The sequence below is a fragment of the Streptomyces sp. NPDC048671 genome, assembly GCF_055587045.1.
Genome location: NZ_JBVJHB010000024.1, coordinates 10,868 through 24,320 on the forward strand (window position 1 = coordinate 10,868; position 13,453 = coordinate 24,320).

Genomic DNA, 13,453 nt, shown 5'->3' on the forward strand with positions numbered 1-13,453 from the left:
ATGACAGAGGGGGAGGCCGTTCGGGCACCCCGCGCCGTGGTGCCCCTCGCAGGTCGTGACAGACCAGGAGGCCTCCACCATGACCCCCCGTCGCACTTCGCTCTCCCAGCTGGAACAGGGAATTCCGTTCGAGCAGCGTCATATCGGTCCCGACGCCGCGGCGCAGGCGAAGATGCTCGCCCAGGTCGGTTACGGCTCGCTCGACGAGCTCACCGCGGCCGCGGTGCCCGATGTCATCCGGAGCGCCGAGGCGCTTCAGCTGCCGACGGCCCGTACCGAGGCCGAGGTGCTGGCCGAACTGCGTGCGCTCGCCGACCGCAACCAGGTGCTGGCCCCGATGATCGGGCTCGGCTACTACGGCACGTTCACCCCGCCGGTGATCCTGCGCAACGTGATGGAGAACCCCGCCTGGTACACGGCCTACACGCCGTACCAGCCGGAGATCTCCCAGGGCCGCCTCGAAGCCCTCCTGAACTTCCAGACGATGGTCGCCGACCTGACCGGGCTGCCCACCTCCGGCGCCTCGCTGCTCGACGAGGGCACCGCCGCCGCCGAGGCGATGGCGCTGGCGCGGCGCGTCGGCAAGGTCAAGAAGGGTGTCTTCCTGGTCGACCAGGACGCCCTCCCGCAGACCGTCGCCGTGATCCGGACCCGTGCCGAGCCGACCGGTGTCGAGGTCGTCGTCGCCGACCTCACCGACGGCATCCCGGCCGAGATCGCCGAGGGCGGCGTCTTCGGCGTGCTGCTGCAGTACCCGGGCGCCTCCGGAGCCGTACGCGACCTCAGGCCCGTCATCGAGCAGGCCCACGAGCTCGGCGCGATCGTCACCGTGGCCGCCGATCTGCTGGCGCTCACCCTGCTCACCTCGCCCGGCGAGCTGGGCGCGGACATCGCGGTGGGCACCACGCAGCGCTTCGGCGTGCCGATGGGCTTCGGTGGACCGCACGCCGGCTTCATGGCCGTGCGCGAGAAGTTCGCGCGCAGCCTGCCGGGCCGCCTCGTCGGCGTCTCCGTGGACGCGGACGGCAACAAGGCCTACCGGCTGGCCCTCCAGACCCGCGAGCAGCACATCCGCCGCGAGAAGGCCACCAGCAACATCTGCACCGCTCAGGTGCTGCTCGCCGTGATGGCCGGCATGTACGCCGTCTACCACGGCCCGGACGGGCTGCGGACGATCGCCCGGCGTACCCACCGCTACGCCGCGATCCTCGCCGAGGGCCTGCGCGCCGCCGGCGGCGACGTCGTGACCGGCTCCCACTTCGACACGCTCACCGTCCGGGTCCCCGGCAGGGCCGCGGAGGTCGTCGCCGACGCCCGCGAGCGCGGTGTGAACCTGCGGCTCGTCGACGCCGACCTCGTCTCGCTCGCCTGCGACGAGACCACCACCCGTACGGAGATCGCGTCCGTCTGGGCGGCCTTCGGCGCCACCGGTGACATCGACGCACTGGACGCCACGACCGCCGAGGCGCTGCCCGAGCAGCTGCTGCGGACCGACGCCGTGCTGACCCACCCGGTCTTCCACCAGTACCGCTCCGAGACCGCGATGCTGCGCTACCTGCGCAGGCTCGCCGACCGTGACTACGCGCTGGACCGAGGCATGATCCCGCTCGGCTCCTGCACCATGAAGCTGAACGCGACCGCCGAGATGGAGTCGATCACCTGGCCCGAGTTCGGCGCGCTGCACCCCTTCGCGCCGGCCGAGCAGGCCCAGGGCTTCCTGACGCTCATCCGTGAGCTGGAGGAGCGTCTCGCCGAGGTCACCGGTTACGACGCGGTCTCCATCCAGCCGAACGCCGGCTCGCAGGGCGAGTTCGCGGGGCTGCTGGCCGTCCGTGCGTACCACCGTGCCAACGGCGACGAGGGGCGGACCGTCTGTCTGATCCCGTCCTCCGCACACGGCACCAACGCGGCCAGTGCCGTGATGGCCGGCATGAAGGTCGTCGTGGTGAGGACCGCCGACGACGGTGAGGTCGACATCCAGGACCTCCGCGCCAAGATCGAGCAGTACCGCGACGAGCTCGCCGTGCTCATGATCACCTACCCGTCGACACACGGTGTCTTCGAGGAGCACGTCGCCGACATCTGCGCCGAGGTGCACGACGCGGGCGGCCAGGTGTACGTCGACGGCGCCAACCTCAACGCGCTGGTCGGTCTCGCCAAGCCGGGCCATTTCGGCGGCGACGTCTCGCACCTGAACCTGCACAAGACCTTCTGCATCCCGCACGGCGGCGGCGGCCCCGGCGTCGGCCCGGTCGGTGTGCGCGCACACCTGGCGCCGTACCTGCCCAACCACCCGCTGCAGCCCGCCGCCGGTCCGGAGACCGGGGTCGGCCCGATCTCGGCCGCTCCGTGGGGCTCGGCGGGCATCCTGCCGATCTCCTGGGCGTACGTACGCCTGATGGGCGGGGAGGGCCTGAAGCGTGCGACGCAGGTCGCCGTACTCGCGGCCAACTACGTCGCCAAGCGGCTGGAGCCGCACTACCCGATCCTGTACAACGGCCCGGCCGGTCTGGTCGCGCACGAGTGCATCGTGGATCTGCGGCCGATCTCCAAGGCGACCGGCGTCAGCATCGACGACGTGGCCAAGCGGCTCATCGACTACGGCTTCCACTCACCGACCATGTCGTTCCCGGTCGCGGGCACGCTGATGATCGAACCGACCGAGAGCGAGGACCTCGCGGAGCTGGACCGCTTCTGCGACACGATGATCGCCATTCGCGGCGAGATCGAGAAGGTGGCCTCCGGCGAGTGGGGCGCGGACGACAACCCGCTGGGCAACGCCCCGCACACGGCGGCAGCGCTGGGCGGCGACTGGGCGCACGCCTACAGCCGTGAGGTGGCGGTCTTCCCGGCCGGGGTCACCGCCGCCGACAAGTACTGGCCGCCGGTGCGCCGGATCGACGGTGCGTTCGGTGACCGCAACCTCGTCTGCTCCTGCCCGCCGCTGGACGAGTACGACAACTGACGAAACCGACGGCACGGACGCCTTCGTACGCGGCGGAACTGCGTCCGTGCGGGGCGGAACTGCGTCGGGGGCCGGTTCGGAGATCTCTCCGGGCCGGCCCCTGTCCGTACCTGCCGCGGTCAGGCGGCCTTCATCACCCGGCCCGTTCCCAGCGGCCGGTGCGGCGCGATGATCTGCCCGTCCGGGAGCAGCTCACCGGTGTCCTCGAAGAGCAGGACGCCGTTGCACAGCAGGCTCCAGCCCTGTTCCGGATGGTGCGCCACCAGGCGGGCGGCTTCCCGGTCGGCTGAGTCGGCTGTGGGGCAGGGTGGCTGGTGCTGACACATGGCTGGGTTCTTTCGCTGCGTTGAGTTGAGTGTCCTGCGGCTTGATGAGGTGTTCATGGCCGCCCCCCGTATCGATCGGTCCGGTCCCAGTGTTGCCCCACGGGCGTCAATCCGCAGGGATTTCGCGGCAGCGCTTCTTCTCCCCTCATAACGCATCACCCAGCCGGACGGTTCAACGCAACTGCCCTGTCACTTCGGGTGGTTCGGGGTGGCCGGATGGGGCTAGTCCGGACGGGGAGCGAATGCGCCCCCGCAGCGCTGTGCCCCGCCACCGGAATCGGCGGCGGGGCACAGTGAAGTGGGGGGCGGCCGGGGCTCAGGCGGGGGAGCCGAGCAGGGGGCCGGGGCGGGGTGTGATGCGGGTGGTGATCACAGGAAGCAGATCGGCGACCCGGTGCGGACGGTGTGCCGCGATGCCCGGTGGGGCGGGAGCCAGCGGAACCAGCAGATCGGCCGGGGCGGGGGACCCGCCGGACGCGTCGGCCTCGGTGTCCTCGTGCAGCCACAGCGCCAGCATGTAGAGCTCGGGAATGGACAGCAGCCTCGGCTGGTAGTGCGTGCTTGCCGCCTCCGCCTGGCGCAGGGCGAGTTCGGTCGAGGCGATGTAGGGGCCCTCGAAGAAGTGCGAGAAGGTCCAGCCGTCGGGGGTGAGCATGGTGTCCGCCGCGGCGACCGCCCGCTCCGCGCCGCGGATCTGGAAGCGCCAGGCGGCGAGCCGGGTGGTGGGTGTGAGCCCGCCCGTTCCGATGCGGTCCAGTACATGGACGGGGAGTGGGTGGTCGGGGCTCAGAGGCCCCTGGACGGACCGCAGAGCGGGGGTACGGGCCTCGCGGACCGCGGTGGGTGAACCGAGCGCCGCGAGTACGCTTCTCAGCGCGGGCGCGGGAGCCGGAGGAACATGCAGCGGCATAGTGGGTCGCCTCTCACTTCGGAGACACGGTGGAGCGTGGGTGGGTGCAGACGGCGCTGTCGGCGTGCGGGGCCAGAGGAGGCCGGTGACTGAGCCGGTGCGTCAACTCTCTGCCTCGTCCGCGGAGTTTATACGACACGTGTTCACGCGGTGATTCCACTAGCCGCCACGACTATTGCCGGCAAGACGGTATCCGGACTTTATTATGCGGAGATTATGCTGATTCGGTGCGAGCGGCACAGCCGTCGCCTCGGGTTTTTCCTGTGACGCGGTAGGCTGAAACGCGTCAGTGCATTCCGCGAGGGCCGAACGGTGGAAACTGCGCACTGCGTCATGCCGAGTGAATGTGCCCCCGGCTGCGCTCATCAGATTAGCGGCTGTACACCCTGCGCGGGGCGTTATGGATCACCCCGTCTGGGCATTATCGATCGTGACGCGAGCGGCCTGGGCCGCGGGCTGCCCACTCGAGGAGGGACACTTCGATGGGGGAGAAGGTCGTGGCGGGCGCCTTTGACCTGTCCGATCGGCAGAGGTACCGGCGGAAGCTCCACCAGTGCCTGGAGGGGCTGGGGAGGCTCCTGGCGGAGCGGAGGCTCGACCGGCCGCGCAACCTCATGGGCATGGAGATCGAGCTGAATCTGGCGGGCTCCGACGGCATGCCGAGGATGTTGAATGGACAGGTACTGGAGCGCATCGCGAGCCGGGATTTCCAGACAGAACTCGGGATGTTCAATCTGGAAGTGAACATTGTTCCCCACCAGCTGGCCGGGCGCGTTCTCGACCAGCTGGCCGAAGAGCTGCGGACCGGCCTCGGATATGCCGACCGCAAGGCCGGCGAGGTCGACGCCGGGATCGTGATGATCGGAATACTGCCCACGCTCGGCAGCGGGGACATGGTCCGCGCGAACCTCTCCGACGTGGACCGCTACGCGCTGCTGAACGACCAAATGGTGGCGGCGCGCGGCGAGGATTTCTCCCTTGATATCGAAGGTGTGGAGCGTTTGGTCTGCACCTCCGGGTCGATCGCGCCGGAGGCGGCCTGCACCTCGGTCCAACTGCATCTGCAGGTGACCCCGGAACGGTTCGCGGATGTGTGGAACGCCGCGCAGGCCGTTGCCGCGGTCCAGGTGGCGCTGGGAGCCAATTCACCCTTCCTGTTCGGCCGGGAGCTGTGGCGGGAGTCGCGCCCGCCGCTCTTCCAGCAGGCCACGGACACCAGGCCGCCCGAACTGCAGAACCAGGGGGTGCGTCCCAGGACCTGGTTCGGGGAGCGCTGGATCGGTTCCGCGTACGAACTCTTCGAGGAGAACGTGCGCTACTTTCCCCCGCTCCTGCCCATCTGCGACGAGGAGGACCCGCTGCGGGTCCTCGACGAGGGCGGGGTGCCCCGGCTCCAGGAACTGGTCCTGCACAACGGCACGGTCTACCGTTGGAACCGGCCGGTGTACGGGCTGTCGGACGGCGTCCCCCACCTCCGGGTGGAGAACCGGGTGCTGCCCGCGGGGCCGACCGTCGCCGACGTGATAGCCAACGCCGCGCTCTACTACGGGCTCGTGCGGGCCCTGGCCGAGGAGTCCCGCCCGGTGTGGACCAGAATGCCGTTCGCCGCCGCGGCCGAGAACTTCGACACCGCCTGCCGCCGGGGCATCGACGCCGAGCTGCTCTGGCCCCGGCCCGGCCGCTCCGGCGGGCTGACCCGGGTGCCGGTCGTCAAACTCGTACGGGACGAACTGCTGCCGCTGGCGGCCGCCGGGCTCGACGCGTGGAACATCGAGCCCGCGGACCGCGACCGCTACCTCGGGATCATCGAGGAGCGCTGCAAGCGGCGGACGAACGGGGCGTCCTGGCAGGCCGACACCTATCACCGGGCGCGGGACGCCGGACTGGGGCGGGGGGCCGCGCTCGCCGCCATGACCCGCCGCTACGGCGAACTGATGCAGGACGGCGAGCCCGTGCACAGCTGGCCGGTGGGCGTCCCGGGAACATGAGCGGGCGGGCCGGGGCCGATACAGGACGGCCCCGGCCCGCCGCGCGGGCGCTATTCCTTGGCGGCGCGGCCGCTCTGCCCGGCGGTCATGACGGCCTGCAGAATCACCGCCTGGATCTCGGCCGGGTCATTGACCTGGTAGCCGCCGCCACCCGTCACCTTGGCCATCTCGTTCACCTCTTCACGGTCGGCGTCCGGGCCGACCGCGATGGCGAGCAGCGGAACCGGGCGCTCCGGGTCGGCGATCCGCCTGAGTTCCGCGATCAGGGCGCTGCGCGAGATAGAACGGTCGTCCTGGTTCGAGCCGTCGGTGAGGATCACCACGGCGTTGAACTTGCCCTTCACATAGGTGCGCTGCGCCTCCTTGTAGGCGGCCAGCGTGGTGTCGTACAGCCCGGTCGCACCGTCCGGCACGGGCTGCAGGGCCGAGAACGCGGCGGCGAGCTTCTGCCGGTGGGTGCCGCCGCCCTTGGCCTGCTCCCCGAGCCGGCTGGTCGCCACCAGCCGCCGGTAGTCCTTGTCGCCGTCGAGCCTGGTGGCGAACTCCCAGAGGCCGATCTCGTCATTCGGCGTGAACTGGTTGAGGGCCTCGATCAGGGACGCCTTGGTGACGTCCATCCGGGACTGGTCGCGGCCCGGCACGATCGTGGCCATCGAAGCCGAGGCGTCGACGACCGTGGTGAGCCGCGCGCTCTGCACGGTGATCGTCCACATGCCGAGCGTTTCCTGAAGCGTGTCGTCGGACGGTGCGGTGGCGGGTGAGGTGGCGTACGGCTGGGGCGACTTGCCGCCGGCCGACGCGACCAGCGTCTCGCCCGCCGTACCGTCGGTGGTCCGGAAGCCGTGCTCCGCCAGCGTGCGCTGCGCGCTCTCCTCGGTCAGCAGGGTCATGAACCGCAGTGCCGCCAGGCTCTCGTCGGTGCTGAGCTTGTTCTCGTTGACCAGGGCGAACGGGTAGTCGAGCAGTGGGGTGCCGTCCGTGGGGTAGAAGAGGTCCAGCTTCCCGTCCCCGGTCGCCTCGGCGTTGTGGGCGAACGCGGCCTGCTCGGAGAGCAGCACCGCATGGTTGCGGGCCGGATCGCCCTTCTCGGCGCCCGAGCCGTCCCCGGCCAGTGTCCCGAGCACCTCGGTGTCGCTGTCGGACATCCGCTGGGCGAGGAGTTTGGCGGTGGCCGCGACCCTGGTGTCGCTGTCCCCGCCCTGCTTGTCGGAGGACGCGCCGATGCTGGTGAGCGCCAGCAGGCCGGTGGCGCTGCGCGCCGGGTCGGCGGAGCCCAGCCGTACCTTGTCGGCCTCCATGGCCGAGGCCATCAACTCGGCCCAGGTGTATTTCTTCTTCGGCCAGCCGAGGGTCTTGGCGGCGGAGGGCACCGTGGCCAGGGTCACGGGGGAGGAGGCCACGGAGTCGCCCGGTGTGACCGGCACGGCGTCGCCGGTCCCCTTGGCGCGGCCCAGCCAGAGATCGGAATCCGGCAGCCACATCTGGTAGTCCGGCGTGCTGGTGCCGTCGGCGAGCGCGTCGGCGACCTTGTACGAGTCACGGGCCACCACCTTCACGTCGACGCAGTGGCCGTCGGATCTGAGGCCGTCCTTGTGCGCCTTGTCGGCGATGGTACGCACGGCCGGAGCGATGTCGGGGGAGGCCACCATGGACAGATGCACCGCGGAGTCCTGGCAGGACTCCGAGAACGACAGCAAGCCGCCTTTGGCCGCTACCGCGGTTCCCGCCGCCACGGCGAGAACGAGCGTGGTGGCGATGGCTACGGTACGACGCCGGTTCGACGGACGGTCCCCGCTTCCGTCCGCCGTGTAGTCGTCGGGCAAGCTGTGACGTCCCATGTCGGTGGTGCCCCTCCTTGAGGATGAACAAGGAAAAGGGGGACCACACCATCGGCAATGGTGCTCGTCCCCCGGCCTGTCGCGCATGATCTTCGTACCTGTATTCGAGACCCTAGCGGGGCGGGGAGTGGCATGGGACGTGAATGCACAACTCAGGGCAGGTGTACAGGTGGAGGCTGGGCGCGTGGCTGATTCTTATCCTCAGGAGGCCGTGTCACGACGGATCTTGCGGTCCGAGACGGTGTTGGTGCTAGCTCTCTCGCTGGGGGCCAGCGGGGTGTCTGCCCTGATCAGTTTTGTCGGATCACTGACGAAACCAGGGGGTTTGAAGGATCAGGCGGCGACGCTGAACAGCTCGTACGCGCCGGGGCGTCCCTGGCTGGATCTCGCCTGGCAGCTCTTCGGCATCACGACGGCACTGGTGCCCGTCGCGCTCGTGGCCCATCTGCTGATCAGGGAGGGGACGGGCCTGCGGGCGATCGGTTTCGACCGGACCAGGCCGGGGCCGGACCTGGGGCGCGGCACGCTGGTGGCGGCGGGCATCGGGAGCGCGGGGCTGGCCTTCTACCTGGTGGTCCGGGCCGCCGGGTTCAATCTCACGGTCGTCCCCGAGTCGCTGCCCGACGTGTGGTGGAAGTTCCCGGTCCTGATCCTGTCGGCGATCCAGAACTCCGTGCTGGAGGAGGTGATCGTCGTCGGATATCTGCTGCGCCGGCTGGGGCAGTTGGGGTGGACGCCCATGGCTGCCCTGGTGGCCAGTTCGGTGCTGCGCGGCTCGTACCACCTGTATCAGGGGGTCGGCGGATTCATCGGGAACATGGTGATGGGGGTCGTCTTCGTGCTGCTGTACCGCCGCTGGCAGCGCGTGGGGCCGCTGGTCGCGGCGCATGCCCTGCTCGACATCGGGGCGTTCGTCGGATACGCGCTGCTCGCCGGGAAGGTGGGCTGGCTGCCCACCCCGTGAGAAGCGGCGGGGCCGGGTTCCGGGAGGGGGCGTGCGGGGTGATCCGCACACCCCCTCCCGGCGTTTCCTTCCCTCCCGTCACAGGGTGACGAGCAGTTCCCCGTCCAGGACCGTCACCGCGTCGCCGGTCAGCAGTGTCCGGTCGCCGCGCAGTGAGGTGCGGACCAGCCCGGACCGGGCGGACGCCTGGAGGCCGGTCAGATCGTCCCGGCCGAGCCGGGCCGACCAGAACGGTGCCAGGGCGGTGTGGGCGCTGCCCGTCACGGGGTCCTCGTCGATGCCCACGGCGGGGAAGAAGCCGCGGGAGACGAAGTCGTAGCCGGTGGCCGGGCCGGTGGCCGCGGCGGTGGCGATGACGCCGCGCCGCGAGTGGGCGGTCAGCGCCGCGAAATCAGGGGCCAGCCCTCGTACGGCCGCCTCGTCGGCCAGTTCCACGAGCAGGTCACCGGTGTACGGGCCCGTGTCGTGCACGGACACGGGCTCCGCGCCCAGCGCGGCGGCCAGACCCTCCGGCGTGGCCTCGGGGGTCAGCGGCGCGGTGGGGAAGTCGAGCGTGAGCGAGCCGTCCGGATGCGCGGTCGAGGTGAGGATCCCGCACCGCGCGGCGAAGCGCACCGTGCCGCTCGCGGCCCCGGTCGTGTGCAGGACGTGGGCGGTGGCGAGCGTGGCGTGCCCGCACATGTCGACCTCGGTGGCCGGGGTGAACCAGCGCAGCGCCCAGTCGGCGGCGCCGCCCGCCGGCAGCGGGTGCGCGAACGCGGTCTCGGACAGGTTCAGCTCCGCCGCGATCTGCTGGAGCCGGCTGTCGCCGGGGAAGCCGTCCGGGCCGAGCAGCAGGACGCCCGCGGGATTGCCGGTGAAGGGGCGGTCGGTGAACGCGTCGACGATTCGAATCCTCATGCCCCGACCGTAGGTGCCCGGCAGAGCCGCAGGCCAAGGCCAATTCCGGATCGGCGGACCGAATTGACCTGTGACAGTGATCGTTTGATCATCCTTCAGTTGCCACTGGCGGCAGCAGCCATGGAGCGTCACGGATCCCACGTACGTTTCCGAAGCTCGATCGCCGGTTACCGAAAGTCATATTCGGTGCGGTACGGCTCCGTCCTGCCAGCGGTAGAGGTCGCGCAGCAGGGAGATCTCGGCGCCGTGATGGATCAGCTCCCTGTTGACGTGCAGGACCCTGTTCTCCATGGGAAACCGCTCGGGACCCACCTTGGGCGGATTGTCCAGGTCAGCGTCCGAGAGCTCGCGGACCCCCGCGTTCCATCTCCCGTACATCTCATCGAGCTGTTTCAGCGCCTCGTCAGCGGTCCCCGCGTAGGCGAATGTCTGGGAGTCGACGTCCTGGCCGCCGAAGTGCCATTTGACCCGATAGCCCAGGCACGAGACGGTGATGTGCGCCAGCCGCCAGGCAATCGTGGTCACCGGCGCCGGCACCGGGTCGGGGGACGCGGAGTCCATCGTCCACTTCCCCGAACCTGCCGACACCGGTGCGGCCGACGTGCCATGTGGGCGGATGCTCCAGCAGCCGCGCACCGGCTCCCAGAAGTACTCCTCGTCGGTAAGACCGTCCAGCCGTGGCCGCAGGTTCTTGCGCCAGTACCAGTCCAACTGCTCCGCGAGCCGCTCGCTTCTTGTCATTGCCGCACACTACAGACCCGTCGAGCGAGTGATCGTCGCCGTCTGCGGTCATCCTCCACTGTCACAAGTCCCGCAGGCAGTCATCCCTGACCGGCACAGAATTCGATTGATCGGCCTTCGCCGGCAATCGATCAACATCCACAGTCACAGGTCACTGTCCTGTGACAGCGATCATGGACCGATTGCCAGGTGAGTTTGCATGACTGACGACCAGCTCGCTACCGCGAGAGCGTGGAAGGCAGAATCGTCGAAACTGCCTAGCGACAACACTGCCCTCGTGACGACCGTCAACAATCAGACCAAGGTATCTTCCAAGGTATCTCTGGTCGTCCACCTGACCCACGAGAGCGGTGACTGGCGCGTCACCAGCGTGGAAGGCGGGCTCCAGCCCGCCCCCTGAGGTTCCGCGGCTACTGGTTCCGGCACCCTTCGAAGGTGCAGACCGCTGCGCCGGCCCGTGTCCTTGAGTGCCACGTCGGAACGCCCGACGACGAACGACGCCGGAGGGCGACCGCGAACGTCCCGGTCGCCCTCCAAGCCGTCATCACTGCCCAGGCCGACCTCCGGCGGGAACCGGTCGACCGTGCTGACGAGACCGACGTCCTCGACGCGCTCTCCTTGATCCGCGCCGCACGCGAAGACATCGACCAGGCCGAGGCCCGCCGCCCGGAAAGAAGCAGCCGACGGCAAGACCCTGTTGGCCTTCCGCGAGATCGCTGCCGCACTCGACCTCAAATCCGAACAAGCTGCCCGAGGCCGATATCTGCGCCGAGCCGGCCGTCTGAACGCCACCGCCGTCCGCCTCGACAACCCCGCCTGAGGCAGACCAACTCCTTGGGCAAGCCGGTCAAACCCACCTGGCAAACAGTCAAGATCATCTGCCAGAGGTCAGCAACGTCCGGTCGAATCGTTCTCCATATCCAGGGAGCGCACCGCCCGCGATCTCCCGCTGGAGTGGCGCACCCACCTTGACCCGCAGCGGCGCATCTTCGCTGTCACGAACTGCATTTGGCTCGACTTCAGTGGCAGGCGACCGGCCTTCGCCGGCACAGGTCAGTCACGAATATTTCCGGCAAGGGGTTTGTCAAGCGATCGGTTCCGATATATCGTTGACGCATCGCGACAGATCAACGATAGAAGGAGTGCAGTGATGCGTTCACGCGGACATGAGCATGGACACGGACACGGCCCCTGTGGGCCGGGAGAGCGCGGACGGGGCGACTTCGAGGGGCGCCGGGCGGCCTTCGGGCAGTTCGGTCCGCCGTTCGGCGGCGGACCCTTCGGTGGTGGCCCCTTCGGGGGCGGACGCGGCCGGGGTGGCGGCCGGGGAAGGGCGCGCCGCGGTGACGTACGTGCCTCGATCCTGGCCCTGCTGAAGGACCGGCCGATGCACGGCTACGAGATGATCCAGGAGATCGGCGAGCGCAGCGGCGGGGCCTGGCGGCCCAGTCCCGGCTCGGTGTACCCGACCCTCCAGCTCCTGGAGGACGAGGGCCTGATCGTCAGCGCCAGTGAGGGCGGCAAGAAGCTGTTCACGCTGACCGACACCGGCCGCACCGAGGCGGAGTCGGGCCCCGAGGCACCCTGGGAAGAGGCCGGCCGCGGCGTCGACTGGGAGGGTGTCAACGAGATCCGGCAGGCCGGCTTCGGCCTGATGGAGGCGTTCGGCCAGGTCTGGAAGACCGGGTCGGCCGACCAGCGCGAGAAGGCGCTCGCGGTCATCAACGACGCCCGCAAGAAGCTCTACCTGATTCTCGCCGACGAGCACTGAGCCGGCCGGTGCGAAGACTTGGGGAGCTGTACGCCGAAGGGCCCCGCGGATGTCCCGCGGGGCTTTTTCGGTGCCGGTGCGCGGACGGGCGGTCCGCCGGGTGTCAGGCGTCAGGCGACGATGAGTCCGTCCAGTTTGCGCAGTGACTCGATGAGGGCGGCGGTGGCCGAATCCTTGAGCTTGCCGGCCATCAGGGAGACCGCCGCCCCCGTGAACTCGCCGTCGATACGGACCGTCGTGGCGTCCCCGTCCGGTGTCAGCGCGTAGCGCATCTTCAGGTTGACGCCCATCGGGCCCTTCCCGGTGGTCGTCAGCAGGCGGCCGTCCTCCAGCTCGGCGACCGTCCAGGTCACCTCGGCCGGGAACCCCATGAGCTTCATGTTCTCCTCATAGGTTCCCGCGAGTTCCAGCGCGGCCGGACCGCCCTTGGGGAAGCTGGTGTGGGTGGCGTTCCACTCCCCGTACGTGCTGAAGTCGGTCAGCTGGGCCCAGACCTTCTCGGCCGGTGCCTCGATGCGCGCCTCTGCACTGACTTCGGCCATGCGACCACCCCTTCTCGACGGGTTACGGTGTCGCGGAACGTAGCCTCAGTGGCCCGAACATTCAATACTGATGAACTGTCAGATCTGTTGGGCCCGTTCCGGTCCGCCAGATCCGTGCCGAGTCGAAGCGGTCGGAGGCGCGCGGGTGCGGCCCGTCGTCGTGGCAGTGGAACGCCGCCCAGAAGAGGTCCGCGGGCAGCGCGTCCCGGGGCGCGTGGACCCGGTAGACGTAATCGCGCCCGTCGAGTGCGGGCAGGGCGACCAGCCAGCTCACCTCCGGCACCCCTCCCGCCGCCGCAACAGTGCTCCGGGCTGTGGGACGTGTACGGGGAGGCTTCCGGTTGCTCCGGGAGCGCATGGCAAGACGGCGCGCGCCGATTCCCGGAATCGGATCCCAGAACGGCGTGATCTCATCCGTAAGGAGGAGGAGTCGCGCTTCTGTGCCCAACTCGGGTGGGATGCGTCAATGGGCCTCTCCGGGGACGTTCCGGCCCGTCCGGGCTGATGA

At 69.5% G+C, this 13,453-nt stretch carries 12 protein-coding genes; 5 read left to right on the plus strand and 7 right to left on the minus strand.

Annotated elements, in window-relative coordinates; translation table 11 throughout:
• Positions 1–79 precede the first annotated feature (79 nt).
• Positions 80–2,965, plus strand: coding sequence for an aminomethyl-transferring glycine dehydrogenase (gene gcvP, locus ACZ6S6_RS34590; protein ID WP_362961908.1), 2,886 nt, complete (start codon positions 80–82; stop codon positions 2,963–2,965).
• Positions 2,966–3,084: 119 nt separating this feature from the next.
• Here gcvP and ACZ6S6_RS34595 read toward each other — a convergent pair whose 3' ends face one another.
• Positions 3,085–3,291 (minus strand): DUF5999 family protein, encoded by a 207-nt coding sequence (locus ACZ6S6_RS34595; protein WP_123528417.1) that lies wholly within the window; start codon positions 3,289–3,291, stop codon positions 3,085–3,087.
• Between the two features lie 316 nt (positions 3,292–3,607).
• On the minus strand, positions 3,608–4,201 hold the full coding sequence (locus ACZ6S6_RS34600; RefSeq protein ID WP_362961906.1) for a hypothetical protein: 594 nt from the start codon (positions 4,199–4,201) through the stop codon (positions 3,608–3,610).
• A 482-nt stretch (positions 4,202–4,683) separates the two neighbouring features.
• Here ACZ6S6_RS34600 and ACZ6S6_RS34605 point away from each other — a divergent pair, with 482 nt between their 5' ends.
• Positions 4,684–6,189, plus strand: coding sequence for a glutamate-cysteine ligase family protein (locus ACZ6S6_RS34605; protein ID WP_362961904.1), 1,506 nt, complete (start codon positions 4,684–4,686; stop codon positions 6,187–6,189).
• 50 nt (positions 6,190–6,239) lie between these two features.
• Here the strand turns inward: ACZ6S6_RS34605 and ACZ6S6_RS34610 are convergent, their stop codons facing one another.
• Positions 6,240–8,027 carry a substrate-binding domain-containing protein gene (locus ACZ6S6_RS34610; protein ID WP_362961902.1) on the minus strand — a complete coding sequence of 596 codons (1,788 nt, stop codon included), beginning with the start codon at positions 8,025–8,027 and terminating at the stop codon, positions 6,240–6,242.
• Positions 8,028–8,211: 184 nt separating this feature from the next.
• Between ACZ6S6_RS34610 and ACZ6S6_RS34615 the strand changes: the two genes are divergently transcribed.
• A complete protein-coding gene (locus tag ACZ6S6_RS34615) occupies positions 8,212–8,991 on the plus strand; it encodes a CPBP family intramembrane glutamic endopeptidase (protein ID WP_362961900.1) in 780 nt (259 codons plus the stop codon).
• Between the two features lie 78 nt (positions 8,992–9,069).
• Here ACZ6S6_RS34615 and ACZ6S6_RS34620 read toward each other — a convergent pair whose 3' ends face one another.
• Both ACZ6S6_RS34620 and ACZ6S6_RS34625 read right to left on the minus strand, forming a co-directional pair.
• Positions 9,070–9,891, minus strand: a complete 822-nt coding sequence (locus tag ACZ6S6_RS34620) for a PhzF family phenazine biosynthesis protein (RefSeq protein ID WP_469708943.1) — start codon at positions 9,889–9,891, stop codon at positions 9,070–9,072.
• Between the two features lie 177 nt (positions 9,892–10,068).
• Positions 10,069–10,632 carry a DinB family protein gene (locus ACZ6S6_RS34625; protein ID WP_469708945.1) on the minus strand — a complete coding sequence of 188 codons (564 nt, stop codon included), beginning with the start codon at positions 10,630–10,632 and terminating at the stop codon, positions 10,069–10,071.
• Between the two features lie 199 nt (positions 10,633–10,831).
• Between ACZ6S6_RS34625 and ACZ6S6_RS34630 the strand changes: the two genes are divergently transcribed.
• Both ACZ6S6_RS34630 and ACZ6S6_RS34635 read left to right on the plus strand, forming a co-directional pair.
• Entirely contained in the window at positions 10,832–11,032 is a 201-nt protein-coding gene (locus tag ACZ6S6_RS34630; protein ID WP_362961894.1) for a hypothetical protein, read from the plus strand.
• 750 nt (positions 11,033–11,782) lie between these two features.
• A complete protein-coding gene (locus ACZ6S6_RS34635; protein ID WP_469708947.1) occupies positions 11,783–12,403 on the plus strand; it encodes a PadR family transcriptional regulator in 621 nt (206 codons plus the stop codon).
• A 110-nt stretch (positions 12,404–12,513) separates the two neighbouring features.
• Here the strand turns inward: ACZ6S6_RS34635 and ACZ6S6_RS34640 are convergent, their stop codons facing one another.
• Both ACZ6S6_RS34640 and ACZ6S6_RS34645 read right to left on the minus strand, forming a co-directional pair.
• On the minus strand, positions 12,514–12,945 hold the full coding sequence (locus tag ACZ6S6_RS34640; RefSeq protein ID WP_362961890.1) for a type II toxin-antitoxin system Rv0910 family toxin: 432 nt from the start codon (positions 12,943–12,945) through the stop codon (positions 12,514–12,516).
• Between the two features lie 61 nt (positions 12,946–13,006).
• Positions 13,007–13,219 carry a hypothetical protein gene (locus ACZ6S6_RS34645; RefSeq protein WP_469708950.1) on the minus strand — a complete coding sequence of 71 codons (213 nt, stop codon included), beginning with the start codon at positions 13,217–13,219 and terminating at the stop codon, positions 13,007–13,009.
• Positions 13,220–13,453: the final 234 nt, after the last annotated feature.

Coding starts and splice junctions, on each gene's coding strand:
- gcvP (WP_362961908.1), top strand. CDS start 80: ATGACCCCCCGTCGCACTTCGCTCTCCCAGCTGGAACAGGGAATTCCG.
- ACZ6S6_RS34595 (WP_123528417.1), bottom strand. CDS start 3,291: ATGTGTCAGCACCAGCCACCCTGCCCCACAGCCGACTCAGCCGACCGG.
- ACZ6S6_RS34600 (WP_362961906.1), bottom strand. CDS start 4,201: ATGCCGCTGCATGTTCCTCCGGCTCCCGCGCCCGCGCTGAGAAGCGTA.
- ACZ6S6_RS34605 (WP_362961904.1), top strand. CDS start 4,684: ATGGGGGAGAAGGTCGTGGCGGGCGCCTTTGACCTGTCCGATCGGCAG.
- ACZ6S6_RS34610 (WP_362961902.1), bottom strand. CDS start 8,027: ATGGGACGTCACAGCTTGCCCGACGACTACACGGCGGACGGAAGCGGG.
- ACZ6S6_RS34620 (WP_469708943.1), bottom strand. CDS start 9,891: ATGAGGATTCGAATCGTCGACGCGTTCACCGACCGCCCCTTCACCGGC.
- ACZ6S6_RS34625 (WP_469708945.1), bottom strand. CDS start 10,632: ATGACAAGAAGCGAGCGGCTCGCGGAGCAGTTGGACTGGTACTGGCGC.
- ACZ6S6_RS34630 (WP_362961894.1), top strand. CDS start 10,832: ATGACTGACGACCAGCTCGCTACCGCGAGAGCGTGGAAGGCAGAATCG.
- ACZ6S6_RS34635 (WP_469708947.1), top strand. CDS start 11,783: ATGCGTTCACGCGGACATGAGCATGGACACGGACACGGCCCCTGTGGG.
- ACZ6S6_RS34640 (WP_362961890.1), bottom strand. CDS start 12,945: ATGGCCGAAGTCAGTGCAGAGGCGCGCATCGAGGCACCGGCCGAGAAG.